This is a genomic window from Aestuariivita boseongensis, from assembly GCF_001262635.1.
Classification (GTDB): Bacteria; Pseudomonadota; Alphaproteobacteria; order Rhodobacterales; family Rhodobacteraceae; genus Aestuariivita; species Aestuariivita boseongensis.
Map to the genome: position 1 here is coordinate 46031 of NZ_JXYH01000015.1, position 25676 is coordinate 71706.

General features: G+C 59.6%; 33 protein-coding genes and 2 pseudogenes. 20 read left to right on the plus strand and 15 right to left on the minus strand.

What is annotated here, in order from left to right; genetic code table 11:
• The first annotated feature begins 176 nt into the window (after positions 1 to 176).
• The 7 genes from TR61_RS08210 (at position 177) to TR61_RS08240 (ending at position 5173) form a co-directional block, all read left to right on the plus strand.
• Positions 177 to 1361, plus strand: coding sequence for a tyrosine-type recombinase/integrase (locus TR61_RS08210; RefSeq protein WP_050929468.1), 1185 nt, complete (start codon positions 177 to 179; stop codon positions 1359 to 1361).
• A complete protein-coding gene (locus TR61_RS08215) occupies positions 1358 to 2008 on the plus strand; it encodes a hypothetical protein (RefSeq protein WP_050929469.1) in 651 nt (216 codons plus the stop codon). Before TR61_RS08210 ends, TR61_RS08215 begins: the two co-directional genes overlap by 4 nt.
• A gap of 113 nt (positions 2009 to 2121) precedes the next feature.
• Complete coding sequence (locus tag TR61_RS08220) at positions 2122 to 2334, plus strand: helix-turn-helix transcriptional regulator (protein WP_050929470.1); 213 nt, start codon at positions 2122 to 2124, stop codon at positions 2332 to 2334.
• Complete coding sequence (locus tag TR61_RS08225) at positions 2331 to 2642, plus strand: hypothetical protein (RefSeq protein ID WP_050929471.1); 312 nt, start codon at positions 2331 to 2333, stop codon at positions 2640 to 2642. Before TR61_RS08220 ends, TR61_RS08225 begins: the two co-directional genes overlap by 4 nt.
• Positions 2639 to 2848, plus strand: coding sequence for a hypothetical protein (locus TR61_RS20145; protein WP_050929473.1), 210 nt, complete (start codon positions 2639 to 2641; stop codon positions 2846 to 2848). Before TR61_RS08225 ends, TR61_RS20145 begins: the two co-directional genes overlap by 4 nt.
• The gene (locus TR61_RS08235; protein WP_050929474.1) at positions 2845 to 4002 is read left to right on the plus strand and encodes an AAA family ATPase; all 1158 of its coding nucleotides are present in this window, start codon (positions 2845 to 2847) and stop codon (positions 4000 to 4002) included. The genes TR61_RS20145 and TR61_RS08235 overlap by 4 nt, the downstream gene beginning before the upstream one ends.
• A gap of 238 nt (positions 4003 to 4240) precedes the next feature.
• Positions 4241 to 5173: a hypothetical protein gene (locus tag TR61_RS08240; RefSeq protein WP_050929476.1), complete on the plus strand. Its 933-nt coding sequence runs from the start codon at positions 4241 to 4243 to the stop codon at positions 5171 to 5173.
• Between the two features lie 57 nt (positions 5174 to 5230).
• Here TR61_RS08240 and TR61_RS08245 read toward each other — a convergent pair whose 3' ends face one another.
• From TR61_RS08245 to TR61_RS08265, 5 genes are all read right to left on the minus strand, one after another.
• A complete protein-coding gene (locus TR61_RS08245; protein ID WP_050929477.1) occupies positions 5231 to 6160 on the minus strand; it encodes a 3-hydroxyacyl-CoA dehydrogenase NAD-binding domain-containing protein in 930 nt (309 codons plus the stop codon).
• A gap of 573 nt (positions 6161 to 6733) precedes the next feature.
• Positions 6734 to 7522 (minus strand): heme ABC transporter ATP-binding protein, encoded by a 789-nt coding sequence (locus TR61_RS08250; RefSeq protein ID WP_050929478.1) that lies wholly within the window; start codon positions 7520 to 7522, stop codon positions 6734 to 6736.
• Positions 7519 to 8574: a FecCD family ABC transporter permease gene (locus TR61_RS08255; protein WP_050929479.1), complete on the minus strand. Its 1056-nt coding sequence runs from the start codon at positions 8572 to 8574 to the stop codon at positions 7519 to 7521. The genes TR61_RS08250 and TR61_RS08255 overlap by 4 nt, the downstream gene beginning before the upstream one ends.
• Positions 8574 to 9419, minus strand: coding sequence for a heme/hemin ABC transporter substrate-binding protein (locus TR61_RS08260; RefSeq protein WP_050929480.1), 846 nt, complete (start codon positions 9417 to 9419; stop codon positions 8574 to 8576). Before TR61_RS08260 ends, TR61_RS08255 begins: the two co-directional genes overlap by 1 nt.
• A complete protein-coding gene (locus tag TR61_RS08265; RefSeq protein WP_050929481.1) occupies positions 9419 to 10465 on the minus strand; it encodes a hemin-degrading factor in 1047 nt (348 codons plus the stop codon). Before TR61_RS08265 ends, TR61_RS08260 begins: the two co-directional genes overlap by 1 nt.
• Positions 10466 to 10689: 224 nt before the next feature.
• Here TR61_RS08265 and TR61_RS08270 point away from each other — a divergent pair, with 224 nt between their 5' ends.
• The 6 genes from TR61_RS08270 to TR61_RS08295 all read left to right on the plus strand — a co-directional run bounded on the left by TR61_RS08270 (position 10690) and on the right by TR61_RS08295 (position 15379).
• Positions 10690 to 12666, plus strand: coding sequence for a TonB-dependent receptor domain-containing protein (locus tag TR61_RS08270; RefSeq protein ID WP_082181888.1), 1977 nt, complete (start codon positions 10690 to 10692; stop codon positions 12664 to 12666).
• Positions 12667 to 12680: 14 nt separating this feature from the next.
• Positions 12681 to 13103, plus strand: a complete 423-nt coding sequence (locus TR61_RS08275; RefSeq protein WP_245626846.1) for a hypothetical protein — start codon at positions 12681 to 12683, stop codon at positions 13101 to 13103.
• A 3-nt stretch (positions 13104 to 13106) separates the two neighbouring features.
• On the plus strand, positions 13107 to 13751 hold the full coding sequence (locus TR61_RS08280) for a MotA/TolQ/ExbB proton channel family protein (protein WP_050929485.1): 645 nt from the start codon (positions 13107 to 13109) through the stop codon (positions 13749 to 13751).
• Between the two features lie 25 nt (positions 13752 to 13776).
• A complete protein-coding gene (locus TR61_RS08285; RefSeq protein ID WP_050929487.1) occupies positions 13777 to 14115 on the plus strand; it encodes a biopolymer transporter ExbD in 339 nt (112 codons plus the stop codon).
• Positions 14115 to 14498 carry an ExbD/TolR family protein gene (locus TR61_RS08290; RefSeq protein WP_050929489.1) on the plus strand — a complete coding sequence of 128 codons (384 nt, stop codon included), beginning with the start codon at positions 14115 to 14117 and terminating at the stop codon, positions 14496 to 14498. Before TR61_RS08285 ends, TR61_RS08290 begins: the two co-directional genes overlap by 1 nt.
• A 65-nt stretch (positions 14499 to 14563) precedes the next feature.
• Positions 14564 to 15379: a TonB family protein gene (locus tag TR61_RS08295; protein ID WP_172676953.1), complete on the plus strand. Its 816-nt coding sequence runs from the start codon at positions 14564 to 14566 to the stop codon at positions 15377 to 15379.
• Between the two features lie 508 nt (positions 15380 to 15887).
• Here TR61_RS08295 and TR61_RS20495 read toward each other — a convergent pair.
• Positions 15888 to 16013, minus strand: coding sequence for a hypothetical protein (locus TR61_RS20495; RefSeq protein WP_281178063.1), 126 nt, complete (start codon positions 16011 to 16013; stop codon positions 15888 to 15890).
• A 204-nt stretch (positions 16014 to 16217) separates the two neighbouring features.
• On the opposite strand from TR61_RS20495, the gene TR61_RS20500 reads away from it, so the two are divergent.
• Positions 16218 to 16343 (plus strand): hypothetical protein, encoded by a 126-nt coding sequence (locus tag TR61_RS20500; RefSeq protein ID WP_281178064.1) that lies wholly within the window; start codon positions 16218 to 16220, stop codon positions 16341 to 16343.
• A 10-nt stretch (positions 16344 to 16353) separates the two neighbouring features.
• On the opposite strand, the gene TR61_RS08305 is transcribed toward TR61_RS20500, so the two are convergent.
• The 5 genes from TR61_RS08305 to TR61_RS08330 all read right to left on the minus strand — a co-directional run bounded on the left by TR61_RS08305 (position 16354) and on the right by TR61_RS08330 (position 19968).
• The gene (locus TR61_RS08305) at positions 16354 to 16833 is read right to left on the minus strand and encodes a hypothetical protein (protein ID WP_050929494.1); all 480 of its coding nucleotides are present in this window, start codon (positions 16831 to 16833) and stop codon (positions 16354 to 16356) included.
• Between the two features lie 270 nt (positions 16834 to 17103).
• A complete protein-coding gene (gene hflC / locus TR61_RS08315; protein WP_082181889.1) occupies positions 17104 to 18192 on the minus strand; it encodes a protease modulator HflC in 1089 nt (362 codons plus the stop codon).
• Positions 18189 to 19256 carry an FtsH protease activity modulator HflK gene (hflK, locus tag TR61_RS08320; RefSeq protein WP_050929497.1) on the minus strand — a complete coding sequence of 356 codons (1068 nt, stop codon included), beginning with the start codon at positions 19254 to 19256 and terminating at the stop codon, positions 18189 to 18191. Before hflK ends, hflC begins: the two co-directional genes overlap by 4 nt.
• 107 nt (positions 19257 to 19363) lie before the next feature.
• Positions 19364 to 19708 carry a hypothetical protein gene (locus TR61_RS08325; protein ID WP_050929499.1) on the minus strand — a complete coding sequence of 115 codons (345 nt, stop codon included), beginning with the start codon at positions 19706 to 19708 and terminating at the stop codon, positions 19364 to 19366.
• Positions 19705 to 19968 carry a hypothetical protein gene (locus TR61_RS08330; protein WP_245626847.1) on the minus strand — a complete coding sequence of 88 codons (264 nt, stop codon included), beginning with the start codon at positions 19966 to 19968 and terminating at the stop codon, positions 19705 to 19707. The genes TR61_RS08325 and TR61_RS08330 overlap by 4 nt, the downstream gene beginning before the upstream one ends.
• Before the next feature lie 324 nt (positions 19969 to 20292).
• Here TR61_RS08330 and TR61_RS08335 point away from each other — a divergent pair, with 324 nt between their 5' ends.
• The 3 genes from TR61_RS08335 to TR61_RS08345 all read left to right on the plus strand — a co-directional run bounded on the left by TR61_RS08335 (position 20293) and on the right by TR61_RS08345 (position 21528).
• A complete protein-coding gene (locus tag TR61_RS08335) occupies positions 20293 to 20718 on the plus strand; it encodes a hypothetical protein (protein ID WP_050929502.1) in 426 nt (141 codons plus the stop codon).
• The gene (locus tag TR61_RS08340; protein ID WP_245626848.1) at positions 20715 to 21128 is read left to right on the plus strand and encodes a hypothetical protein; all 414 of its coding nucleotides are present in this window, start codon (positions 20715 to 20717) and stop codon (positions 21126 to 21128) included. The genes TR61_RS08335 and TR61_RS08340 overlap by 4 nt, the downstream gene beginning before the upstream one ends.
• Before the next feature lie 211 nt (positions 21129 to 21339).
• On the plus strand, positions 21340 to 21528 hold the full coding sequence (locus tag TR61_RS08345; RefSeq protein ID WP_050929507.1) for a hypothetical protein: 189 nt from the start codon (positions 21340 to 21342) through the stop codon (positions 21526 to 21528).
• A gap of 56 nt (positions 21529 to 21584) precedes the next feature.
• Here the strand turns inward: TR61_RS08345 and TR61_RS08350 are convergent, their stop codons facing one another.
• Positions 21585 to 22319, minus strand: a complete 735-nt coding sequence (locus tag TR61_RS08350; RefSeq protein WP_050929510.1) for a Crp/Fnr family transcriptional regulator — start codon at positions 22317 to 22319, stop codon at positions 21585 to 21587.
• A gap of 149 nt (positions 22320 to 22468) precedes the next feature.
• Here TR61_RS08350 and TR61_RS08355 point away from each other — a divergent pair, with 149 nt between their 5' ends.
• Together TR61_RS08355 and TR61_RS20560 are read left to right on the plus strand one after the other, a co-directional pair.
• A complete protein-coding gene (locus tag TR61_RS08355; RefSeq protein WP_050929511.1) occupies positions 22469 to 22711 on the plus strand; it encodes a hypothetical protein in 243 nt (80 codons plus the stop codon).
• A 435-nt stretch (positions 22712 to 23146) separates the two neighbouring features.
• A pseudogene (locus TR61_RS20560) lies at positions 23147 to 23521 on the plus strand (fatty acid desaturase); the annotation flags it as partial.
• A 110-nt stretch (positions 23522 to 23631) separates the two neighbouring features.
• On the opposite strand, the pseudogene TR61_RS19900 reads toward TR61_RS20560, so the two are convergent.
• A pseudogene (locus TR61_RS19900) lies at positions 23632 to 23955 on the minus strand (transposase); the annotation flags it as partial.
• 92 nt (positions 23956 to 24047) lie between these two features.
• Here TR61_RS19900 and TR61_RS08370 point away from each other — a divergent pair.
• A complete protein-coding gene (locus TR61_RS08370) occupies positions 24048 to 24416 on the plus strand; it encodes a hypothetical protein (RefSeq protein WP_050929513.1) in 369 nt (122 codons plus the stop codon).
• A gap of 385 nt (positions 24417 to 24801) precedes the next feature.
• Here TR61_RS08370 and TR61_RS08375 read toward each other — a convergent pair whose 3' ends face one another.
• Together TR61_RS08375 and TR61_RS08380 are read right to left on the minus strand one after the other, a co-directional pair.
• Positions 24802 to 25254 (minus strand): DUF2541 family protein, encoded by a 453-nt coding sequence (locus TR61_RS08375; protein ID WP_050929514.1) that lies wholly within the window; start codon positions 25252 to 25254, stop codon positions 24802 to 24804.
• Positions 25255 to 25365: 111 nt separating this feature from the next.
• The gene (locus TR61_RS08380; RefSeq protein WP_050929515.1) at positions 25366 to 25560 is read right to left on the minus strand and encodes a hypothetical protein; all 195 of its coding nucleotides are present in this window, start codon (positions 25558 to 25560) and stop codon (positions 25366 to 25368) included.
• Between the last annotated feature and the right edge of the window lie 116 nt (positions 25561 to 25676).

The following is a 25676-nucleotide window of genomic DNA, read 5'->3' on the forward strand; positions in this document are numbered from 1 at the left end:
TTTCCAGGAGTGAAAAATGGTGCGGGTGGAGCGCATTGAACATGGGTCTTTTTGCGCTTCAGCACATGCCGATTATCGATAAATTTATACGCAAAAGCGGATACTTACAGATCATCACGTTTCATGCTATCTTATCGCATCGCATCCCAACTGGGGGATAGGATGGGGGATAGGTCATGCCAAAGCTCAATGCTGTACAGGTGAAGACTAAACCACCAGGCAAACACGAAGATGGGCAGGGCTTGCGTCTTGTGAAGCAGACGAAGGACCGCGGTCAGTGGGTGTTTCGCTATTCGATCTTCGGCAAGCGCCGCGAGATGGGGCTGGGCAGCATACAGACAATATCGCTCAGGGAAGCGCGCGACCTTGCGGCAGAACAGAGAACTCTGGTGGCCAAAGGCGTAGATCCCATCCGGCACAGAGAAAAGCAGAGGCAAGACGCAATGCGCAGCCAGAACCTGCTGTCAGACATCGCCTTGGACGCCTTCCAAAGCCGAAAAGCTGAACTCAAAAGCGACGGTAAGGCGGGGCGCTGGTTCAGCCCACTGGAGCTGCACGTTCTTCCCAAACTTGGCAGGCTGCCAGTGACCGAGATCACTCAGAGAGACATCAGGAATGCATTGGAACCGATCTGGCATGCCAAGGCGGCAACAGCGACGAAGGCTGCTGACCGTCTCAATATCGTCATCAAGCACGCGGCGGCGCTGGGGTTGGACGTGGACATTCAGGCAGTCGAGAAGGCTAAAGCTCTTCTTGGGCGCCAAAGGCACGTGACGACATCCATTCCAAGTCTGCCTTGGCAAGACGTGCCGGCTTTCTACGCAAGTCTGTCCGACCCGACCGTCACGCACCTTGCTCTTCGCCTGCTGATCCTGACCGGCCTCAGGTCCAAGCCCATCAGGTTTGCGCGACTCGAGCAAATCGACGGCGACATATGGACTGTGCCTGCAGAAAACATGAAGGGGCGCAAAGGGCAGACGCAGCCGTTCCGGGTACCCCTGTCAGACGAAGCCCTTCACGTGATCAACCTCGCCCAACCGCATGAGCGAGGTGGCTTTCTGTTTCCGTCAACGCGTGCCGGAATAATCAGTGATGCAACCATGTCCCGGCACATGGAGCGGAGGGGACTTGATGCGCGGCCCCATGGCTTTCGAACAAGCCTGAGGACATGGCTGGCGGAACGGACGGACGCCCCACATGAGGTGGCGGAAGCCATGATCGCGCACACCCCTGACAGCAAGGTCGTGCGGACCTATCGACAGACAGATTTTCTCGACCAGCGGCGTGTCCTGCTGGATCGGTGGGCGTGCTTTTGCACCGGCAAGGGTGCGGAGGTCTTGAAACTCGGGAGCAAAATATGAAAGGCCGCGAACCCTACGACCCAGAAGACTTCCAGTTCCAGTGGGAAGAGTTGCTCCTTCGCTGGAGTGAATTGAATGAGCATAGGTTTCATGAGCTGGGTGACGAGAAGTCTCCCAAGTCGGGTGTCACCAAAGATAAACTACAGGAGCTGCGACGTGAGCTGCTGCGCGAATGGTGGGCATTGACTGCTGAGGTACTTTTCTTTGTGGTTAAAGCTGAGGTGCAGGGGGTTCAAGATCTGCGGCCCAAGCCACTTTCCCTGCTATCAGAACTCGCGCGAGTGGCCGAAGATCTGGGCGCTGGTATTTCTTCTCCGCTGCTGCAAGACGTCGTAAAGCGTGGTCGAAGCAGCTTCTCGTTTGACGAGAGAAAATGCATCTCGATAGCTCTCTACTACTTGGCTGCTGTTGGTGAGGGGCGAATTGAGGATCGCTCACCGAATAAAACAGTCCGATCGGCCTTTGATGTGTCGGGGCAAACAGTGAGAGACTGGCAAGCACGGCAGGAAGAAATTTGCGCGGGGATGCCTGGAGCTGACTACACGCCATATAGGCTGAAAGAAGAAATGCTTCAGGCAGGCAAACTGTATCAGCAAAATAGTCGTAGCCAAACAGCCATTCTCAATCGAAATCGATTAGATAATTAGGGGTCAAGTCAAACAGCGATTTCAGCTTGGACTGACAGACCCAAAACAAAACGGCAAGCCTCATTGCATCACATCTGAGCGAAACAGTTCGCTCACAGACAACGGGTGACGCAATGAACAGTCTTGGAGCAATCGACAAACTCCTAACACTTGACGAGCTGTCGCGAGAACTTGGTGGCTTAAGCCGCGCCACGATTTATCGGCACATTAAGAGCCTGCCCGGCTTCCCGCAGCCCGTGAAGATCGGCGCCGCAACTCGGTTTCGGCAGTCCGACATACAGGCCTTCATTCAGGGTGGCTGCGCCTCTTCGGAGGCCACCAAATGAAGTCAGAGAAGATCACAAAGGCGGACGCTGAAGGCGCCCTCAGCAGCCGGGAGCGCGACGACAACTACAACACTGTTGTATGCCGGCTCGCGCCCCGGTGGCGCGTCATCGTCTGCAGGCAGGGCATCCAATGGATCCTCCAGAAAGCGAAAGCTGAGAGCGGGCATGGGCTGGTCTGGCGAGGCTTCAGCTACTTCCTGACGCGCGACGCGCTGATCAAGGCCTGTGCCCGCATAGATGGGCCGGTTGACCCTGATGCGATGGCCATCCTCCACCAGCTGCCAGAACGCTTCAGGAGGTCACCATGAAGACTTCACTTGGAAATCGCCCCGGCGCCGCGTTGCAGCGCGGAACCGGAGCAGTGATGAAAAATCGCGAAGGGACGCAAAATCCAACGAGCATATCATACACCAATCCGCTCGATCATCAAAGGCGGCACCTTCAGAACAGGCACGGCTTATCAAAGCACGCCGCGCTGCTCATTGTGGAGCTCCACTTCAAGGTGATGCCATGAATGCTCTCAACCTTGATGCTGCGGCAAGCCCGGATAGCCTTTTCGATGATATTTCCGCGCCGGACGCCCACAGCCCTGGCGGGCGCGCAAAGGAACTGCAACAGGCTTTACGCCCGCTGAACGCTATTAAGCCTGTCCTGTCATCACGCTACCTCGTCAAAGGCTGGATAGACCGGGGCACCACGTCCGTAGTTTACGGCCAAAGCAACGTGGGCAAGACCTTCTTCGCGTTGGACCTCGCAATGCACGTGGCCGCGTGTGTTCCCTGGCACGGCGCCAAGGTGTCCCCAGCGACAGAAACGTCTGGCTGCGTGGTCTATATCGCAAGCGAAGGTGGCTCTGGCCTGCACAACAGGATCGAAGCAATCCGCAGGCAGCGTCCAGACCTGGTCGAGAAGGCTGAAAGGCGGCGCAGTTTCACACTTCTGCAGTCAGTGCTGGACCTTTGTACGTCCACAGATGCCCGGGAACTGGTGAGGGCCTTGGACGCGCTGCCTCTGTCGATAGACTTGGTCGTCATCGACACGTTGGCACGCACCATGGGCGACGGCGATGAAAACACCACCCGCGATATGGGCGCGTTTGTACGCAGCCTGGACAAGATCCGCACCGCAACCGGCGCGCATATCATGGTCATCCATCACAGTGGCAAGGATCCCTCGAAGGGCGCGCGCGGCAGCGGCAGCCTGCGCGCGGCGGTGGATACCGAGATCCATTTGGAACGCAAGCGCAACGTTACCATGGCACAGATCACCAAGCAGCGGGATATGCCGGCCGACAAGGTGTTCGCCTATCGCCTCCGTGGTATGGAAATCGGACCCGACGAAGACGGTGAACCGGTCACGTCAGCGGTCGTCGTCCAGACTGATCCAGTCAAAGAAGGCCCCAAGCTCAGTGCACAAAAGAACAATGCCCTGCTGGCGTTGGAAGATGCATTGAAGGCTAAGGGTGAAGTCCGAGACGGCGAGCCCTTCCCCCGCAACCAGCCCTGTGTGCCAGTGAGTGTCTGGCACGAGTTTTGCGACCAACGGCGTTTGTCGAACGGCGACAGCGAGAGCGCTCAACGCAAGGCGTTCTCCGTTGCAAAGAAAGCCCTGGAAGAGAAGAACATCGTCTGCATCTCCAACGATTGGGTTTGGAGGTGCAAAAAGTGACCGTTCCGTCCGTTACCTCCCGTTACCATTCACGCTCTGTAACGCGGTCATGCTGCCGTTACGTCCGTTACCACCCCCTTACAGGGGGTAACGACGGTAACGCTGACCCCAAAACCGCCAACTGCACGGTTACCAACCCAATCCAACCTGAATTTGCGCTGACGGCGGTTGGAGAGAATGCAGTCCGCTGCGCCCATCCCCTCCGGAACAATTTCAAAGCAAAAAAGGAGCAACTGACATGACAGAAATGGGACACAATGAGAAATCATACCGCCTCGATGCTATCGCAGAGAGGGCGCGCAAGGGCCTGGAGAATAAGGGAAAGGGGGAGGAGCTGACGATCGCCGGCTGGCTTGCCTATGGTCTTGCCCTGAACGAGGGGCGGGCCCTGTTTAAGGGCGATCGCGAGTTCGGAGAGTGGATTGCGCTGTGTCAACTTGACACAGCGGATGGCTCCCCGATCGACCGCCACGACCGCGCCGCCGCCATGTGGGCCGCAGCCAATGCCGACCAGTTTGAAGAGGCCCGGCAGCGCGGCAATCCCCGCACGATCCGGGGCATCCATGCCAAGTGGAAAGAGATCGAGAAGGAGCGCGAGGAGGCTGCCTGGGCGGCTGAACAAGCAGAGCGCGCCGCCAATGATGAGGCGTATGAAAAGGTCATGGGCCAAATCAAACCGGCATCTGACTTGACCCCTGAAATTCCAGACGAGGTCGATGCTTATTTCCATGAGGATCAGTCCGCTAAAGAAGTCAAGCCGGCCACTGGCCACTCTTTGGCCACTTCGGAACAGCGGCCCACTGGCCCGTCATTGGCCCACTTAAATCAGGCGGCCGATGAGCCGGCTGAGTACGACGACGACGTCGATGACCTGACCGAGGAGGCCCTCAAGGAGGAGGTGCGCGGCCTGCGCATCGATCTGGAAGAGGCCGAGAAGACAATCACCAACCAGAAGCGGGCGCTGGAATACCTGCAGGAGAAGTATGACGAGGCCACGCAGGGCGATCAGGGTGCCACGATCAGCCGGCTGCACAATCAGGTGGCCATCCTTAAACGCAGCGCAGACGAGGCGAAGATCGCCGCCAAGCGCATGGAATACCGCATGAAAAAGGCCATCGAGGAGCGCGATCGCGCCGTGGCAGAACTGCAAAATCAGGTGATTACGTTATGAACACATGGACCGTATCGCAACGCCTTCAAATCAATGCGTGGTCCGAAGAAGACTGCCTTACAGATCATACGATGCCTTGAGCCTTAGCAGCTCAACCAGCGCCGCGTCACGCCGCTCAACGAGGGTTGCTTCATCTTGCTTCTCAAGTTCACGCTCTACACCCGCGACAAGCGCGGCCTTGGTGTCATCATCGAGTTTTGGAGTTCCGAGGCTCTTCCACCGGTGCTCTTGCGTTGGGCCGAGATGATCGAGATACCCGCGGTATCCGCCAGCCCCGCCCCCCAGGTGATATATCAGATGCGGCCCCATGAAGGCCCAACGCATGCCCGGTCCGTACGCAACCGCCTTGTCGATGTCCTCCACGTCGGCAATGCCTTCTGCAACCAGGTGGACAGCTTCCCGATAGAGGGCTGATGTAAGCCTGTTGGCGAGATGGCCGGGTACTTCCTTCTTCACACGGATGGTGACGCGCTCCATCAACGCGTAGTAGCCCTCTGCCTCTTCCAGCGCCTTATCTGAAGTGTGTTTGCCAGCCACCAGCTCAACCATCGGAACAAGATGCGGTGGGTTCATCGGGTGTGCAACGAGGATGCGGTCGGGATGGGTTGCGCCCACCTGCATGTCACTGGCGCGCAGGGAAGACGTGCTGGAAGCGATGACAACATCAGGCCGTACAACCTTCTCGATCTCAGCAATGACCGCCCGCTTGATCTCAAGGTGCTCAGGTCCATTCTCCTGCACGAAATCCACGTCTCTCAGCGCAGCATAGTCTTGCGTGATTATCGGGGTTGATGGCTTGTCTTGCCGGGCTAAACCCAACATGGACAGGTTGCTCCATGCATCATTGAGAAAAGCATCAAACCTTCCACTGGTCGCGGGATCGGGATCAACGATCACCACATCACAGCCCTTCGCCAGGAAAAGGCTGGCCCAACTCATGCCAATGAGGCCGCCGCCGACAACCCCAACAGAACTTCGTGCCGTCATGTCCCACCTCGTATATCGAACAGTCTACAGGTTGTTCGAAATCGCCACCCACTGCCACGCATTAGTTGATTCCAAACAGAACTCGGCTGGTCCACGCTAGAGAACCAGACTAGGGAATGATTACAGGCGGGCATGGAGCTTGTCTGGCTTAAGATGATGACCTGCTCCCCCAAAACCGCATCAATGCCTGCCGATGCCCAGTTTTAGGCTATGCAATTCCACGCGAGGCATCGAAAGCTGTGAGTCGATCGTCTGCATCCTCGATAGGCCGCTCCAAGCCTGAAAGCTGTCGTTCGCTGCGCCTTAGATCAACGACCGCCTTGCGGACAATCCCGCCGTTCGCTGATGTGCCGCACTCGCGGGCCGCTTGAATGACCGGGTAGTGTGCCCGCTCATTCGCAGTTTCACGTCTTGTAAGAAAGGTATACCGACCAGAACCTACGGCAAACGCATGCGCACCAGCTTCGATGGAGTGCCAATTGTTTCCCGTGGCACCAACAACCGGGTCGATGCCATTCATAAGACCCTTGTTTTGGGGTTCTGTGTCGCTGAGCGATACGGGTCGGCATCCTTTCACCGGGAATTTTTCGACACTTGCGGCAACAAGAACCATCCCCCATCTGCAGGCGTTCGCCGCGCTTGCAAAGAACACTCATACGCGTTGGACAAGTTTTCATCAGTCAGAACATCGCACAATGAACCATGCGCCACCAAAGTGCCGTTCTTCATCAGCGCCAGCGCGTCGGCATAACGCGCCGTCAGGTTCAGATCATGCATTACCGTTACGACGCCGCCGCCGCGGGCTGCGAAACCGCGGGCGATCTCCATCACCTGCAGTTGATGAGCGATGTCCAGGCTTGATACCGGCTCATCCAACAGTAGCCAGCGTGGCGATCCATCCTGCAGCGGATGCCACACCTGACATATTGCACGCGCCAGCTGTGCGCGTTGCTGTTCGCCGCCCGAAAGTTCTTGAAAGAAACGATACTCATAGCCCGCAAGCCCCACGCGCGCGAGGGCCGCATGCGCAATCTCGTCCTGTTCGGCATTGGTGCCCGATTGAAGGCCCAACCGAACGATCTCGATGACCTGAAAAGGAAACGCCAGCGTTGAGCTTTGGGGAAGAACGGCGCGCAGAGAGGCCAGCTTCCATGGTTTGAGCCCCCTGACATCCTGTCCGTTGATCGTGATCTGCCCGCCATACGGGACATCCGCGCAAAGGGCGCGCAAAAGCGTAGATTTGCCGGACCCATTGGGGCCGACAATGGCCGTTATCTGCCCGGGCCGGGCGGTCAGATCGACGGCGTGTAGAACCTGTTTTCGGCCAAGTGAGACGGTTATGGCGCATGCGCTCAAGCTCATAGGTCAACGACCCCCCGTTGTCTCAGCAAGATCCAGATGAAAACTGGCGCCCCCAGAACGGCGGTGACGATGCCGATGGGCAGTTCCGCAGGAGCAATGACGACCCGGCTGATGACATCGGCCAAAAGCAGCAGGCTTGCTCCCAGAAGAGCCGAGTTCACAAGCAACATCCGGTGATCCGGCCCAGTGGCCAGGCGTAACAGATGCGGCACGACGATACCGATAAAGCCGATGCCACCGGAAATGGCGACCGCCGCGCCAGTGGCCGCCGCAACGCAGAGAATCGCGCTCGTCTTGGTACGCTGCACCTCTATGCCGATATGGTGGGCCGCGGCCTCGCCCAGAGCCAGACCATTGAGGCCCCGTCCCAGCGTTTGGGCCAGCAGTATCGCGATCAGGATGACCGGCCCGACGATGCCTATCTTGGACCATGAGGCACCGGTCAGCGATCCCAACTGCCAGAAAGTCAGATCGCGCAACTGGTCGTCATCGGCATGATAGACCATAAGGCCCGAAATGGCGCCCGCAAGCGCGGCCAGGGCGATACCCGCCAGCAACATGGTGGCCACCGATGTGCGCCCCGCCCGGGTCGCCACGCGGTAAAGCAACAGCATTGACGCCCACGCCCCGATGAAAGCGGCCAGAGGCAAAAGCGCCGGGCCGAATAGAGTCACCGGGAGAAGCGGGCCCAGAACAATGGCCGTGACCGCGCCCAGACCCGCGCCCGCGCTGACACCCACGATACCCGGATCGGCAAGCGGGTTGCGGAACAGCCCCTGCATAAGCGCACCCGACACCGCCAATGCCGCGCCCACGGCAATGCCGGTGATCAGACGGGGCAGGCGGATATTCATCAGGACAACGCGCTCCGACAAGCTGAGTGCGTCGCCGGTGGCAAGCTTGCCCAGCGTAGCCCACAGCGACACGCCAGATGCGCCGATGCCCAGGCTTGCCAGCGCGCTTACCCCAAGCAGCAGCAAAAGCCACAGATGCGCGGCGCGGGCCGTTTGCCGGCGATCTGCCGGGGCCGCTGTTTCGCTGAGCGATACCATCAGGCTTTCCCATAAAGCGCGGTGTTAAGATCGCGCACCGCCTGCCCAGTGCGCGGTCCAAAGCCCAGCAGGTAAAGGCCATTCATCCGGATCACCGCACCGTCCCGCGCTGCCGGTGTGGGCAGGATCGAAGGCATGTTTAGCAAAACCTCATCCGGTGCGCCGTGATCACCGCCGCGATCCATCATAAGGATGACATCCGGAGCGGCGGCGGCCACCGCCTCGTCACTGAGCTGTTTGTAGCCACTGAATTCTGTGATTGCGTTTTCGCCCCCCGCCAGCGCGATCATGCCGTCCGCTGCGGTGCCGCTGCCCGAGGCCAGGATGCGTCCGCCTTGTGCGGAGAGGATAAAGAGCACGCGTTTGCGCTCCTCCTTCGGTGACAGAGCCTGGGCAGCCGCGATGTCGCCCAAAACCTCCTGTGCCAACGCCTCGGCACGATCTGCCACATCAAGCGCGCCTCCGACCACGCGGATCTTTTCGGCCACGCCCGCGGCGGAATAGGCGTCAGGCGCGATCACGAAGGGGATGTCGGCGGCGCGCAGGATGTCGATCGTCTCGACCGGACCTGCGCCCTCTTCGGCGACGATCAGTTCGGGGTTCACGCTGAGCACTCCTTCGGGGGCCAGCGCACGGGCATAGCCCACATCCGGCAGGGTGGTCGCGGCCTCCGGGAAGGTAGAGGTGGTGTCGCGCGCCACAAGTCTGTGGCCCTGGCCCAGCGCGAAAACGGTTTCGGTGACCGCTCCACCAATCGACAGCACACGTGCGGGGACCGCGTGACCAACCGTTGGGGCCAAGGCCGCAGCCCCCAGCGCAAGACCGAATGTCCGACGTGTCAGCATCAGGCGTCCTCCCGGTCCGGCAGGGCATCGACCAGTTTGCGCCAGTCAGGGCGGCTGTCGATTGTGTCTTTTGCGATGCCAAAAATCTGGAAGATCAAACCTCCCTCTGCATCGAAGGCTTCGACCGACAAGGCCGGGCCCCGTTGGGTGGGTTTGTCCACGGCCCAAACCTCGGCCACGTGATCCAGCCTCAGATGCAGGTTAAAGCCGGGATCTAGCACATTCTGCCAGGGGCCCATCGGTTTCAGCGTATTGATCGGCCCGGCATGGATCTGGATGCAGCCCTGATTGCCGACAAAGATCATGACCGGCGTGCCGTCCTGCGCCAACCGGTGCAGCATCGTGTCAATAGATCCGGGGGCCAGCGCACGCACAAACGGGGCCCCCGCGATCCGGTATGCACCCAGGCGGTTCATCTTAAGCTTGGAACACAGGCGCAGGAATTGATGTGTGTCGGTCATCTTTTCCCATTCGGCGCGCAAGCGGCCGGCTTTGGCAGGATCGGCCTTGGCGGCTTCGACCGGAGTGCGTGCGGCAACCTCGATAATCTCGGGCTGATCTGCCAGCGCCAGCCGTGTTTTCGCCGCGTCCCAGGCCGCGATGTCAGAGCCGTCGCGCAGAAAAATCTTGTGGACCGCATCCCCTGCCCCATCAAACACCTGAAGGCTGCGGCGCAGGCCGGTTTCGGTTTCCTTTTCGACCATGAAGGCGTGTTTCCAATGACGCGGGAACATGCGCAGGTCGATCTCTTCGTTCAGGATCATCGTGGCATGGCTGCCGGAATGGTAATTGTCGTAAACCCCCACCTTTTCGTGCACGCAGGACGGGTTGCGGGTAAGCGCCATCACCTCACCCAGCGTTTGGGCGATCTCCATCACCTGATCTGGATGCGCCGGAATATGCGTCACGCCGTGGCCAGTGAAGGCCGACATCAGCTGCGCTTCGGAAATGGAGAGTTTATCGGCCACGTCGCGTTCACGCATATTGGCATGGTCTTCGCGGAAGGCGCGAATATCGGATGGGGCAAGAACAGCCTGCACAGTCATGGCATTCCCTTCGGGTCACTGAGGTTTGAGAAAGGTAGCTGCGTCCCGCATCGCGGGCGTGGCTGCGTTTGGACCAGACATCCAAATCATTGTTGACAGTTTTAGTAAGGATTCGCTACCTAATCAATACGCCATCTGCGGCGAACAGAAAATTCACGTAAAAGCCAGACCGCGCCAGCCTTTCGCAAGCCCGGGTTCAGCTATGCTGAAAACAAGGGATCGAAATGTTGAAGACACGCATCCATATGGTGCGCACAGGCGCAGTTTGCTTTGTGTTGGGCTGGACCGGGGCGGCCCATGCGCAAGAAGGAGATTTCCTGGGCACGGTTCTCCTGGGCGAAAGTAAGCGGGAGGTGCAGACCGACACCGCGACATCCCAAACCATCGTCGATCAGGAGGAAATCTCGGACCGTCAGGCCGGAACCGTGGCAGAGTTGATCGATTCGGTGCCTGGCGTGACATTGGTGAACGGCGCAACGGCGGCCGGTTCTGGCATCAATCTGCGCGGCTTTGGGGCCAATGGCACATTTGGCACCGACCAGAAGATCCTGATCCAGGTCGATGGCGCCACCAAAGGAAGTGAAGAGCTTTATCGGATTGGCACACAGCTGTTCACGGACCCCTTCCTTTACCGCGAAGTCGAGGTGTTGCGCGGGACGGTGGGCAGTTTCTCCTATGGGTCTGGCGTTGTGGGCGGTGTTGTGCGGCTGGAGACCAAGGACGCCTCGGATTTCACAGGTGGGGATGTGGGGCTGGCCTTGAACCAGGTTCTGGAGTTTTCCTCAAACGGGGATGGGATCACCAGCTCCTCTACCTTGGCGTGGCAGCCAACCACCGATCTGGAATTTTTGCTGAATTACACCCGACGGACGTTGGGTGTGCAAGAGGACGGGACCGGCACCCCGATCAATCCTGCAGCGGGCGATATCGATGATCCCTCCTGGCTTTTCAAAGCGCGCTATACGTTCGGGAACAATCGCGAACATGCGCTGAGCTTTAGTCTGTCCGATACCCAATCGGATCAGCGCGATGTGCCCTATGACAGTTTCGGCCTGACGACATTCGGGAACGTGGATCGGTTCATCCAGAACCGCGTTGCGGCGCTGAGATACAGCTATACCCCGATGGGCAATGACCTGATCGATCTGGATGTCGAGCTGACCTATTCCGACGAGGAGATCACCCAGACGCCTGTCGGTTTTGGCCCGCCGATCCCGTTCCTGGATGCCGATCACCGATATGAAACCACAACCTTCCGTATCCGCAACACGTCGCTGTTTCAGACCGGTCAGGTGGATCACACGCCTCAGACAGGGATCGAATTCATCCGCCGCGAGAGGCTGGATGCGGCGTCAGCGCCCGGTGGCACGGATAATCGCATGGCGATCTATGCGATCAACGAGATGCGCATCGGCGAGGCGTGGACGATCACGCCCGCGCTGCGGTTCGAAACATCCGACATTCAGGGATCGACCGCGCCCAATAATGGGCAGTTTGACAATTCGGCCCTGATGGGTGGGCTGTCGGTGCGATACGCATTCCCGAACGGCTGGGCGGTTTTTGGAAGCGCCGCCTATACCGAAAATCTGCCGATCATCGACGATCTGGGCAATCCGGTCTTTATGCAGCAAAGCGAGAAAGCCCGCACTTGGGAATTTGGTGTGTCCTATGACGCGCTGGATGTTTTCGCCACCGGTGACAGCCTGGCCTTCAAGGCCGTGGCCTATGACACGCTGTTGTGGGACGCGACCTCCTTTGGGAGCATGCCACCCGGCACCGGTGTGATCGAGGTGGACCGGCAGGGGCTGGAGCTGGAGGCGGCATATACCCTGCAGAGCGGTCTTTATGTGGATCTGAACGCCCATATCTCAAATGGCAATGCGCTGCGCGAGGATGGTGCAGTTGTCGATTGGGCCGAAAACCCTGCCGACAGTCTGCGCCTGACCGTGGGGCGGAATTTCGGGGAGCGTCTGAACCTGAGCTGGGAAGCTGTTGCCAACCGCAGGTATGACGAGGGCGGCGCGGTCAGCCCCGGTTTTGTGGCGCATAACCTGCGTGCAACCTGGCGGCCTGAGGCGCTGCAGGGTGCAGAGGTGCGGTTTGGCATCGAGAACGTCTTTGACAAAACCTTTACCCCGCGCCTGTCGACCCGGCCTGCGGCAGGCCGGAACTTCAAGCTGACACTGGCCAAAAGCTTTTGATGACGGAGGATCGCATGAGACACCGATTTACCCTTGTCATTACCACCGCACTTGGCCTTTCAACGGGCGTTGCATGGGCCGACACCCCCACCGGTATCGGGATTGAACTGAACGCGGCAGACACAATCGGTGATGCGTGCCGCCTGACCTTTGTGGCCACGAACGGGTCCGCCAATGCGGTGGATCAGGCGGTGTTTGAGACGGTGCTTTTTTCAGAAGAAGGGCGCGTGACCTTGATGACGCTGTTCGATTTCGGCGCATTGCCCGCCGGTGTGCCGCGTGTGCGGCAATTCCAGATCCCCGATATCTCGTGCAACCGGTTGGGCCTGGTTTTGGTCAATGGGGCCGATACCTGCCGTGTGCAGGGGGTGGAGGCTGAGATTTGCGGCACTGGCCTGAGCACCACAAGCCGGACGGATATCGAGATGAAAGGCTGAGCCATGTTTGATCTTTCCCGATTGACGGGCGCGCTGGAATTGGGTGGGCCGGTGGTGATGGTTCTGCTGGCTGTGTCGGTCGTGACGCTGGCCGTGGTGTTTTACAAACTCTGGCAGTTCCGTGCTGCAGGTGTCGGGCGGCACGCGGCATTGGCCGAGGCATTGGGTGCGTGGGATCGCAACGATCAGCCGCGCGCGATGGTCGCGTTGGCACGCTCGCGCAGTTATCTGGCGGGTGTGATGCAGATGGCCATCGCCGCGCCCGATGCGCGCGATTTGCCCGACCGCCTGCGGGCAGAGGCGGAGGCGCGGTTTTTGCGTCTGGAACGCGGATTGCGATTTCTGGACACCGTTGCGCAGCTTGCCCCGTTGTTGGGCTTGTTCGGCACGGTGCTGGGCATGATCGCGGCGTTTCAGGCCCTGCAACAGGCGGGCGATGCGGTTGACCCTTCGCTTCTGGCTGGCGGGATCTGGGTGGCGCTGTTGACCACTGCTGTAGGTCTGGGGGTGGCGATGCCGACGGCTATGGCTCTGTCGTGGTTCGAAGGGCGGATGGAGGCCGAACGCGTCTTTGCAGACCGGGCGATCACCACGATCCTGTCGCCCACTGGCGCCGCGCTGCAGTCTGAGGTGGGGCATGCCGCTTAGAGCCGCGCGCCGCCGCAGATTGTCGATGACGTCCCTGATCGACGTCATCTTTCTGCTGCTGCTGTTTTTCATGTTGTCCTCGACCTTCACCCGTTTTGCCGAGATTGAACTGCGCGCCGGAGGTTCTGATGGCGGGGCGACGCGGGGGGAGGTGCTGTTCGTTCAACTGGGCGAGACGGCGTTGACGGTGAATGGTCAGACGGCGGACCTGGACACTCTGCCCGATTTTCTGCGCGCGCAGGAGAGGGGGGCGCGATTGATCGTGAGCCTTTCAGATGATGCAAGCGCGCAGCGGCTGAGCGATCTTTTGGTGGCGCTTGCGGCCTTTCCGGACCTTCCCGTCACAGTGTTGGGGGACGCCTGATGCGACGCGCGCGGACCAGATCACAGCGCGAGCCGACGATTGCGTTGATCAATATCGTCTTTCTAATGCTGATCTTCTTCATGGTGGCCGGAACGCTAGCGCCGCCGCTGGAGGCCGATGTGCGGCTTGTTGAGACGGCCGATCTGGAGGGCATCGCGCCACCGGACGCATTGATCCTTTCCGCCGATGGCACGATTTTTTATCGCGGGGAGGTGTTGCGCGACGCGGGAGCGTTTGTTGAGCGTTTGCCGTCAGAAGACGCAACTGTCAGGCTTGTGCCAGACCGCGCGCTACCGGCTGAGCGACTGGTGGCGATCGCCGCCCACTTGCGTGCCGCTGGGGCTGACCGGGTGATGATCGTGACCGAGCGGGGGCTGAAATGATCCGGTCCAGCATATTTGCGGCAAGCGGCGCAGTTGCGGTTTCGCTGATTTTGCATGGGGCGGGTATGACGCTGCAGTCGGGTGAAGACGCGCCGATGATCGCGGGCGGCGCGGCGCAGCCTGTGGCCATGCTGGGCGACAGTTTCGCCGATCTGGCCCAGGGCACCGTCCAGCCGGCAGTCACAGAAGCGACCGCGGAGCGCGTGGCGGCGATGACGCGCTCTTTGGCCCAGACCCGCGCGATCGAGACCCCAGCGGTTCAGCCCAAGTCCGCCAGTCCAGTTCACGTGGTGCCACCAGAGAAGCCAGGGCATATTTTGATCCCTGCACCTGCAACGCCCGCTCAGACAACCGCCCTGCCGCAATACACGGAGGCCGTGCGGCCCGAAACGGTGCTGTCCGCGCTGCCCGAGATCACCCACGCACCCGAAGCTTCGGTCCGGCCTGCCATTCGTCCCGACCGACAGCAGATGACCTCCGAAGCGGCCAAGCGGCCTCAAGCATCCGGTAATGCCGAGCGTTCCGCCAAGCGTGGAACCACAGATGGCCAGCGCGCGGCGCGGGCGGCAACTGCAGCCCCCCGTGCAGATGTTCAGACCACAGCCCGCGCCAATGCAGCAGCCTCGAATTATCCCGGTCGTGTTCTGCGAAAAATCTCTCGTGTGCGCGCCCCCCGTATCCAGGCGAACGGCGCGGCGATCATCCGGCTGTCTATCACTGACAGTGGCGCGCTGTCTGACCTGAGTGTCGCTCAGTCCTCAGGCAATGTCCGGTTGGACGAGGCTGCCTTGAAACTTATCATAAACGCGGCCCCGTTTCCCCCGCCACCAGAGGGTGCGCGGCGCAGTTTCTCTGTCGAGGTGAAGGGCCGGCAACAATAGGAATATGTGCTTGGGTTTCAGGATTTAACGTCGTTGCAAAGGGAGCGCCCAAGATGTTGCACTTGCCTAGTCCGTCCCCTCCGCCACTTGCCCCCGCGAAAGCGTTCTCCCGATCCAGATGCGGCCGGTTTTTTCCGTTGTTTTAGAGAGTTGTGTGGGTTGGGCTGAGCACTGGCTGGTCCACAAAGCGGCTTAAATCGTTCTCTCATAGGCTGGATTCTCCAAACCTCATGACTGCGCCGACTTGGTGAAGAGCCTGTAATTAATTGAAACCTATTGGTTTTTCTGACCGGTGGGCTGAATACTTAGATGCCGATGGCACTCGCCGAGATGGAACAGAAATCGAACGTTCGCCATTGCGGCCGTTCGCTGCGACACATCAAGACGACTGGATTGCGGACTCTGCTGCCGTAGAATTCTCTAGCGTCAAGGTCTGCTGTGTGCGCTAAGCGAAAACCGCAAGAAACAACAGGTGGCAAGAACCAGACTGTCCCTGGCGATGCAAAGTCTACGACGCCTTCCGAAAGACGCGGACGTTCAGCATCGCAATCAGCGGCGTCGGCTGCGGGAAGCTGTATCGCAGATGACACCCGATGCTGACCCGCATGCCAGACACACGGCCGCGCCTGGTCATGTCATGAGTATCTTGCAAGGATGAGCGTTCCGAGGCATCGGGCCGGTGCCATCCTGCGCAAGGACGGGGAAGGCCAGGGACGCTATCACTCCAGCCACGATGGCCAGCCTCGAGATCAACCTTGCCAGCGGGTGTCTCATCGCCGCTTGCTCCTTGGCGGACCAGAGTCCGCCGGTTGCAGCGCGAGTCTTCGATAGCCCAAGCGTGAGCGTTCCAGTCAGCCGTCGCGTGGGCGCGGGCGGCGGCGGGGAGCCCCTGGAATTCGATCTGGATGGCATTCCTTCGTTCTCGGCCACCTGGATCGCGAAGTCCGGCGGAACTGTCCGATGAGTACGACCGGTCATCGGGGCGACAACTTGTGCAGGGCCGCAGCGGCAAGAGCATGTTCCTTCTGGTGGTAGTCACCGCGGAACTTGCCATCGACCCGCACCTCCCAGATGCCGTTTCTTTCGCGTACCTGAACTCCACCGCGCTGTGCTGGCCGGTCCATGAAAGCCCCCTTTTCTCCTCTGCTTTTCGGTTGCTCGGGTTGCTTGTCGTTCATCTCCGGCTCCTTCGCGTTGGGCGCGCGCTCCTCTCCGAGAAGCATCACGGCGCGAATGAATTCTTCCGCGTAGTCGTCGGTTTCGCGGTAATCGTGTTCGTGCGGCACCATGCGCATCGGTTCCACGAACCGTTCTCGCAGATGGTCGACGAAACGGGGCTCGGTACGGGCCATGTAGGCGATTAGAGCTTGCAGGATCCGTTCATGGGCCAGCACGCGCCGTTCGAGATCGGTCGTCTCTGCTGCCGTCCTGGTTAGATGTTTCACTGATGTCATGGCTTATCGTCCTTCACGCTGCACTATGGGACGCTGGATGTCGTGCGTACGAGCGAGGCCAGGCAGGCTACCGCCTCGTAGCGATCCAGCTCTTGCCATCCACCTACCAGCCAAGCGCAAATCGTGCGCTGACGCAGGTTAGGGGCACGGAAATTTAGTGGGTGTGTCTTGCTCTGAAGCGGAAAGAAACCAACCTCGGTGGTCCAGATGTCATTGACGTGCTTCCCGATTGATACCCTCAATTCATGCTTGAAACCTTCCACCATGAACCTATCGGCCTGCTTCGACCTCCGTCTGTGTCACGATTGGCGTCGCGGGGGCTTGCGCTGGTCGGGCCCTGCCGATTGACGCCACGCCACCGTCGCCCGGGTCGCTGCCCGGATCGCGGATTGGGTTTGCCTCGCCCTGCATGCCGCGCAGGAACTGGAACAGATCGCTGTCCGTCGTCAGGACAAGCGTTGTGTCGTCGGAGATCATGTCGCCGTAGGCCTGCATAGTTCGGGTGAAATCGTAGAATTCGACCGAAACGGCATCGACATTGTAGGCGCCCGCATAGATTGCTGCTGCTGCGGCATCGGCGGCACCGCGGATTTCCTCGACGGCGCGATAGGCTTCGGACTGGATCTTGTTCAGATCCCGCACCCTGTTGCCTTGAATACGGGCCGCTTCACCGTTGCCTTCGGACAGGAATCTTTCGGCGATCTGCTGGCGTTCCGAGATCATGCGGTCATAGATCTTGGGTCGTACGCTCTCATTGTAGTTTATGCGCTTGAAACGAATGTCGAGAAGCTCAATCCCGAAGACGCGCACCTTCTCCGCCGCCGCCTCGAAGATCTGCTGCTCGACCAGCGCCCGCCCCTTCGTGATGGGAACCAGTGCGCCAATGTCCTGCGCAAGCTCCTGATCAGTCAGAAGCGTGTCCCGAAGCGGCGTCCGGCCCCTGGTCGTGCGCACAATCTCGATGAGTTCATGCTTGGCGACGGCGTTCCGCGTCTCGCTACCGAGGATATCATCGAGGCGCGACTGGGCGCTGCGTTCGTCGCGCAGGCGCAGAAAGTACTGCAGAGGATCGGTGATCTTCCAGCGCGCGAAGAGATCGACCGAGATATAGAGCTTGTCTTTGGTGGGCATGTCCGATGGCGAGCCGTCCCACTCCAGAACCCGGCTGTCGATCCGGTTAACCTCCTGAACGAAGGGGAGTTTTATCTTGAGACCAGCCTCGGTGATCGGCGCGCCGACCGGCTTGCCGAACTGGGTGATGATGGCCTGTTCGACCTCGCCGACCGTGTAGACGGCGGATGACGCAGCGACGACCCCGGCAACCGCGATCCCCGAGGCAATAAGCGAAAGGGTCTTCATCGTTGCTCTCCTGTCAGTCGATCAAGGTTCAAAAGCGGGAGGATGCTTGCCGTGGACCCGTCGACAATAATCTTGGAACCAATTCCCGGCAGAACATCCTGAAGGGTTTCGATGTAGATCCGGCGCCGGGTAACTTCGGGCGCCAGACGGTATTCCGTCAGGAGGGCCGTGAATCGGGCCGCATCGCCCTCGGCTTCATTGATCCTCCTCAAGCGATAGCCATCGGCTTCGCGGATCCGCTGGTCCTTTTCTCCTTCGGCCAGAGGTATAACGCGGTTGTATTCGCGGCGGGCCTCGTTGATGATCCGCTCTTTTTCTTGCTGCGCCTGATTGACCTCGTTGAACGAGGCCTGAACGGGTTGGGGCGGATTGATATTCTTCAGCTGCACCTGATCGATGCTGATGCCCATCGCGTATTTGGTCGCGAGCGCCTGCATCTTCATCAGGGCTTCGCTTTCGATTTCCTGGCGCCCGACGGTGATCACCTCGTCGACTGTGCGGTCTCCCACAACTTCGCGCATGACGGACTCCGAGACGTAACGCAGGGTCGCGCTCGGCTCACGCACCTCGAACAGAAATTTCCGGGGTTCGGAAATCCGGTACTGCACCACCCACTCCACGAGCGCGGCGTTTAGATCGCCAGTCACCATCTCGGTCTCGCGGCGACCGTCCGTCGGGCTCTGATAGGGATCGGAGGCACCCGGAGTCGTGAACCCGAACTCTTGTTTCAGCTGGCGCTTGACCGGGACCAACGTGGTCACGTCGATCCCGAACGGGATCTTGAAGTGCAGCCCCGGAGGGACCTCGGCCGCGTACTTCCCGAACCGTTGGACAATCGCAACGGAGTCGCTCGGCACCGTGTAATAGGAGGACCACGCCCCAAACGCCGCAAGCGCAATGGCGGCCCCGATTGCAAGACTCTTCACCGGTGGCGGACCGTCCGGCAGGATGCCGTGCAGCCGATCCCGGCCCCGCCTGAGAATTGCGTCAACCTCAGGAGGAACGCGGGTCTGCTTGTTTTTCCAAGGTCCGCGATCTTCCGGTCCATTGTCATCAGAAGGCATCGCAAGCTCCTATCTCGGTTTTGGCACTCGGTGCGATGCCTGGCTCGCGCGTTTGACGGTGCGACCCGTTTTGCGCCATCACATCGTCGGCTCTGAACAGCATGACCTCAGAGGTCCAGTTCCTTCAGGCAGGCTTGCGCAATGTCTCGGTCCGGGGCATCGGTTCCCGGCATGGTCGCCCAGCCGGCTGTCATGAGAGCGTCGCGCCTTTGGTAGGTTGAGGCTGCCCGGATCGTTGCAAGCTTGTCAGCCCGAGCCGGGTCTGACCGCGCCATGTCGAGGCAGACCGGTACCATTGAGGCGACAACGTTGTCGCGAGACATCGCCATCGCCCTGTCATTCGAAGTGCCGCCGGTCACCCAGCCGCCCCAGGTAAAACCGACCACGCCGACGAAAACCGCGCCGATCACGGCACCATAGATGCCGGGTTTGAGCCATTCGGGAGTATTCATTTCAAGTCCTCCTGCGGGAAAAGCGCCGCCTCGCTGTGATTGTTCGTTTCGCTTGTGGTTGCATCCCGGCTCAGCGCCGCTTTCAGGTCGCTGTCGGAAATCGCCCGTAATTCTGTACGTCCCGCATGACCGCCCCTTCCGCGCACCGTCAGGTAGGTCGCCGTCCGGCGATACGCCTCAAAGCTGAGCCCCTGAAGAAGCTCCTCTTCGACAAGAACCTCGTAGTCGCCCGCGGGCAAATCGCCCGGGTATCCAGGCAAGGTGAACGGGTTCGCAAACGTCACCGTCGATCTGGTCGACCGCATGTTCATCTCTGGTCTCCGCGATGTTGGCGGATCCGTCGCTCACCACTGTTGACGGCCTCTTGGAGTCCGGGACGGACCAGTCGAACGATTTAGTATCTTGTACCTCGGGATCGTCCGACTGGTGCTGACGCATGTTAGTCCCGGGCACCGAACCTGCTGCGACCTTCCCGGGGTGCAGTCGCGCGCACTGACCTGTGTAAGGGCGGGGAGACCGACCCGCGCGTATCCTTTGGCAAACAGGGGCGATCTGCGTTCCTGCGACCAAGGAATGGAAATACAATGGCCGACCCCAATGTACTCAACCCGCACCCACCCGAGTTCGAGCGATTTCTCTATGCATCGGTCGGCGAGGACCGAAACGGATATATCGTGACGGTCCTCTCCACGCTCGCGCGGCTTGGCCTCGATCCATGGAAAGAAACCGCTGAACTGGTCATGCTGGGGCGCGACGGCGCGCGGGCACGATTGGGAACGCTGCTTTCCGGATTTCGGGACGTTCCTGCGCTCGCCAGCGATTACGGCAGGATCGCACGAGACCTGAGCCAGCTGCTTCCCGAAGGACCGACATCAGGTGCCCCGCAGCGAACTGCCTCCAAGTTAGACGACGGCCGCCCGGCAACAAGCGGCGCTATCTGGGCGGTGCTCGCGATCATTTTTATACTGTTTCAGATACTCATGGTTGGCGGTTCGGGGTCAGGCGAATGACCGCATCAACCGCGACCACGAGGAGACCGGCACATGCCGCGCACAAGTCCGGTACACTTTCTCCACACGAACAGGGCATACTCTGGGACATGGAGGAACGCTTCTGGACCAGTGGCGCCGACAACGCGCGGGCAACGACTGCGACCAACGCCGTCATGGTCTTCCCCTATCCGCCCGGAATCCTGCAGGGCGACCAGATCTGGACCCATCTTCGGGAAAGGACAGGCTGGCGCACCGTTGTCATGGCCGAACGGCGCGTCACGCGGTGTCGTGATATCGCAATTCTCACCTATCGCGTCTCGGCAGAGAAACCCGATGTGCCGATCTACAAGGCCCTCTGTGCCTCAACCTACCTCAACGATGACGACAGATGGCTGAGGATTTCCCACCAGCAAACTGCAGTGAATTGAGAAGCGCATGGGCAACCGACCTGCCGCAGGCGTCGGGGCTAACCTGCGTCAGTGCGGCGGGGCGCCGACTCCGTTTAGGTGAGACGTGCCGCCGAACATTCGGTGGTGCATTTTTCCGAGTACCCGAGAAGCGTGTGGGCGTGTCGATCTCCAAAGGACGGCATGTCGACACGCTTCTTATTCTCGGAGCGTCCAAGAAAGGACAATTCCAATGACTTTCGAACAGAACAAGACTGCCGAGAAGATGACCTCCGTGAAGGCCGCGTGGGACAAGGCGCCCTCCGGCCCGAAGAAAGACGCGGCGCTGAAGCACTACCAGGCAGCCGAGAAGGCCCACACGGCGAAAAACGACGCCGAGACCAACAAGGAACTTGATGCGGCGAGCGAGAAGCTCTCGTGACATCCGACATCTGATGCAAACCTTGGCCGCCCCTAGCTTTGCGGAGGGCGGCCCTCTCATTTCAGGAGCGGGCCGCTCTGATCCAGATACGCCGAATCGAACTCGGCAAGTTCCACCAGCCCCTCATAGTCGTGAAACGTCACGCGACCGTCTCGAAAGGTCACCAGCCCTCTTTCGCGCAGCTTTCGCAGGACGCGGTTCACGTGAATCGCACTAAGCCCCAAGGCATCTGCCAGGTGATACTGGGTCAGCGGGCAATCATACCCATCCTCAGCCCCCATGCCCACCAGCGCAAGCCGCGATCCCAACTCCAGCAGAAAATGCGCCATGCGGGCGTCAGCATCACGTCTGCCGATCCCAACGAGATGTTCCACCACCATCGCCTCGTCCCTTGACGCCGCCCAGAGTATGGCGGTCGCCAAGCGAGGGGTCTGCGCGAACGCATTAAGAAGGTCGCTCTTCAACACTTCAGCGGCCTCAATTTCCACGATAGGTTCGAAACTGTGATCCGAGGTGCGCAACAGCAAGCTGCGCAAGCCGAGGAAATCTCCGGGCACCTGAAAATCGACAATCTGGCGTGTCCCGTCAGGCTGGAGCTTGTAGGAACAGACCCAACCTGCGGATAGAATATAGGCGGCCTGAGCCGACTGGCCCTGATGCACCATATCACGCCCCGCAACGAAGGAGCGGCGACGTTGGTGCAGGCGCTCGAGCACAACCAACTCCGCCTTTGACAAAGCGACAAAGGCCGAAAGTTTCCGGGTCAGGGGGCTGGTCACGAATGGTGTCATAGCTTCTCCCTGACAGGTCCGTCAGCCGCGTGGAAATCGTTTCTTCAACTGCTCTCGATCAGTCCAGCATAGCTCATTTCGTGCGAGAAGTCAGGATAGGTCCGGCGCGAATTCAGCCTAGATCGCTAAACAAGAAGGGAATTCCGAAGATGTCTACGGCGGACGAGCATTCAGGACAGGCCGCCCTTTCAATCTGCGAAGCACTTCTGCTTGCCATGAACGATGGCGGACTGCTGCCGGAGCATGAGATCGTAGGTGTTCTTCGCGACGCCGCAGCAACCCATGAGAACGCAAAGGGATCGGAGGCCGAAACGGAAACGCACCGATCTGTTGCGGCACTCATCAACCAGATTATTGCTGGTGGCAACTCCGTTCGGAGGCCGCAAGTGTAAACGCTCAATCACACAGGATTTCTATTGTCGATGAAGCTTTCGTCCCATTCAACCAACAGTCGTCGCCAAGGGCGAGATCGAGAAGAGATACCGGATCAGACCACCAACCGAGTCCGCAAAGCTCAGCCTCTGAGCGCGCCGCAGCCCCCAGTACAAGCGCGGACCTCGTCCATCACGGGTAAGGAGCCGGGCACGCGAAATGCTGCCGGTCAGACTGATCTGATGCGGGAAGAGCCCAATTTGGCTCCGTCAGACTGGTCGCGGGCGATGGCGAAATACCGACAGCCAATCCATTCGCGCAGCATCTTCGAGCTGACTGTGACAGTGGCTCCGTTCGTGGCAATATGGACGGTCGCCTGGTGGGTGCTCTCGATCAGCACTGCACTGGCAATGGCCCTGGCACTGGTTAATGCGGCGTTCCTCGTCCGACTGTTCATGATCCAGCACGATTGCGGTCACGGGTCCCTGTTTCGCAATCGGCGCCTGTGCGACTGGATCGGTCGCCTGATCGGCGTGATCACGCTGACGCCCTATGACGTCTGGCGCAAAACGCACGCAATCCATCATGCCACGACCGGAAACCTCGACCGGCGGGGTGTCGGAGATATGCCGACACTCACAGTCACGGAGTACCGAGAAAAGGGGTGGCTAGGCCGGGCGCTCTATCGGCTTATCCGCAATCCAGTTTTCCTGTTCGGGGTGGTGCCGTTCTATACGTTCTTTTTGCAGAACCGACTGCCCGTTCACTTAATGCGGTCTGGCTGGCGATACTGGCTGAGCGCGATGGGAACAAATGCCGCCATTGGTTCGGCGTTGACCTTGATCGTTTGGCTGGGTGGCTGGGTGGCTGGGACGTTGTTCTGTTCGTCTTCCTGCCAACCATGTTCTTGGGTGCAGTCGCCGGCATGTGGTTCTTCTATGTCCAGCATCAGTTCGGCTACCACCTCCTTCAGGGCGGCGGATTCCGACCGCAGCTCTTTGACTTCGGGGGATGTCGCCTGTCGCGCCGTGTCACCCGCCAAGCGGTTCTTTCCTGCTTCCAGGAACTCCTTCGACCAGGAATAGTACAGGCTCTCGGCAATCCCCTCGCGCCGGCATAGCGCTGAAATGCTCTCTTCGCCCCGCAAGCCCGCCAGGACAATCCTGATCTTCTCCTCGGCAGAGTAGTGTTTGCGGGTTTTGCGCTTGATGCCCCTGACCAACTTGTCAGCGGCCTCCTTCGATGTTCCGGATGTCTTGTTCATCTTCGCTCCATAATGGCTGCGATGAACCAGAAATCCTCCGTTGCTCAAACCCCTAAATCTGTCCGGTAGGTGCTGACGTCAGACATATCGGCATGTTCGACCAGGCGGTCGAAACGGCCCGCAAGGCGTTCGACCTGAACCCGATCAGGCCAAGCTACTACGATGCCGCGCTTAGCCGCGCACTCTGGGGGCGGGGTAATTACGACGCGTCACTTGAGGCGGCGAACGATTGTCTGGCGAAAACACCCGGCTATTCGGCCTGTCAGGTGTTCCAGGTTGCAAGCAACATAGGTTTGCAGAACACGCTCGGTGCCTCGAACGCGGCGCAAAAACTCATGGACCTATACCCGAACATGACCGTCGCTGTTGCCGTTGGTGGTATGGGCTACGCCGATGCACCGGATGCCAATGCGCTACTATCAGAACAGCTATCGGCGGCAGGATTGCCTGGCAGACCCTAGCCGCACCTGTAATCAAGAGTGTCCGCTCCGGGCTCAGAGCGGTCGTTCGCTGCAGTCAGTTCCAACGACCGCTTTGCGGGACAATCGTGCCGTTCGGCTTATGGACGTGAATGTCTGCTCCGCCTCGCTATGCAGACCTCCAGAGCTCATTGCACACGGAATGCACGCTATGGGCACCTAGATATTAAAAAAACTAACGGATTGGTCCGATCCTCCAGAAGAAATCCGAGAGCTCCCTACAAACAGAGGTTTGACAGGCGACCGTTGAAGTGGATGGGTCTGGCATCGAGGGCCTCGAGCTTTCAGGACGCAGCCGTGACCAACTGGATCGAGGCCATCGAGGCGAAAAGCGCGCGAAGTGTGAGCAGTTGTTTATTGATTACTCTCATCGAGATCGTGCGCCGCTGCGTCGTCCGTAGATTCGGACCGTTGCGCTGCCACCCGTTGGAATGCGCTTGTAGATAATCTTTACAGTCCGAATGCCGCGCACCAGGCCGGGCAGAAGCATCTTGCGGGTTCGGCTTCCGGCCGCAATGATCGACCGGACACGAAGCTCGGATGTTTCCCCGTTGGTGAACGTCACCTCTATGCTTTCGATGAAGATCGGCTTGTCTACTGCTTCGACAACAAGGCCTGTAAAGAGCCCTTTTGCCAACGTGACCGGAACAATGCTGAAATTCTTGATAAGGTTGACCCTGCTCTCTCCAAGCAAAATCCAACCCTCCCCCAACGACGAATCTGCGCGCGCCGCCAATGGAAAAGCCGCCACAAGTGCAATAAATCCGCGGCGATGGATTTTCGCCGGAGACCCGAGACTGTTGATGGGTGTCTGAGTCATTCCTCTATCCCTTTGAGCTTGCTCATCTCTTGAGGTTCTGAACCACCGTCTTGCATTCAGCATGTATCGCACTGTGCCACGCGCCGGATGCAATGGTCCTGATCCCTGCGATCAGAGCTGCTGGCCCAATGTGTCGTAAAGGAAATCCTCCTGGTCGACGTTTCGCGCGCAGTCGGTCGCATAGTCGAGGCCGAATTTCCGGGACGCTCGAACGCGCAATCCGACGCCACTGACAGGGGAGCCGCTGTCACGGTCTTGGCGTTCGATGGAGAGTTCGATCTGCGCTTTGCAGGATCGACCCTCCACCTGATCCGTGACTGTTGTCGCCCCGGTTAATCGAAGACAGTTCCGGAGAGCGAGAATTCGTCAACCGCCCCGTCGGACCGAATGAAGATCCGGTAGTTGAATCGCACGTAGTTGAG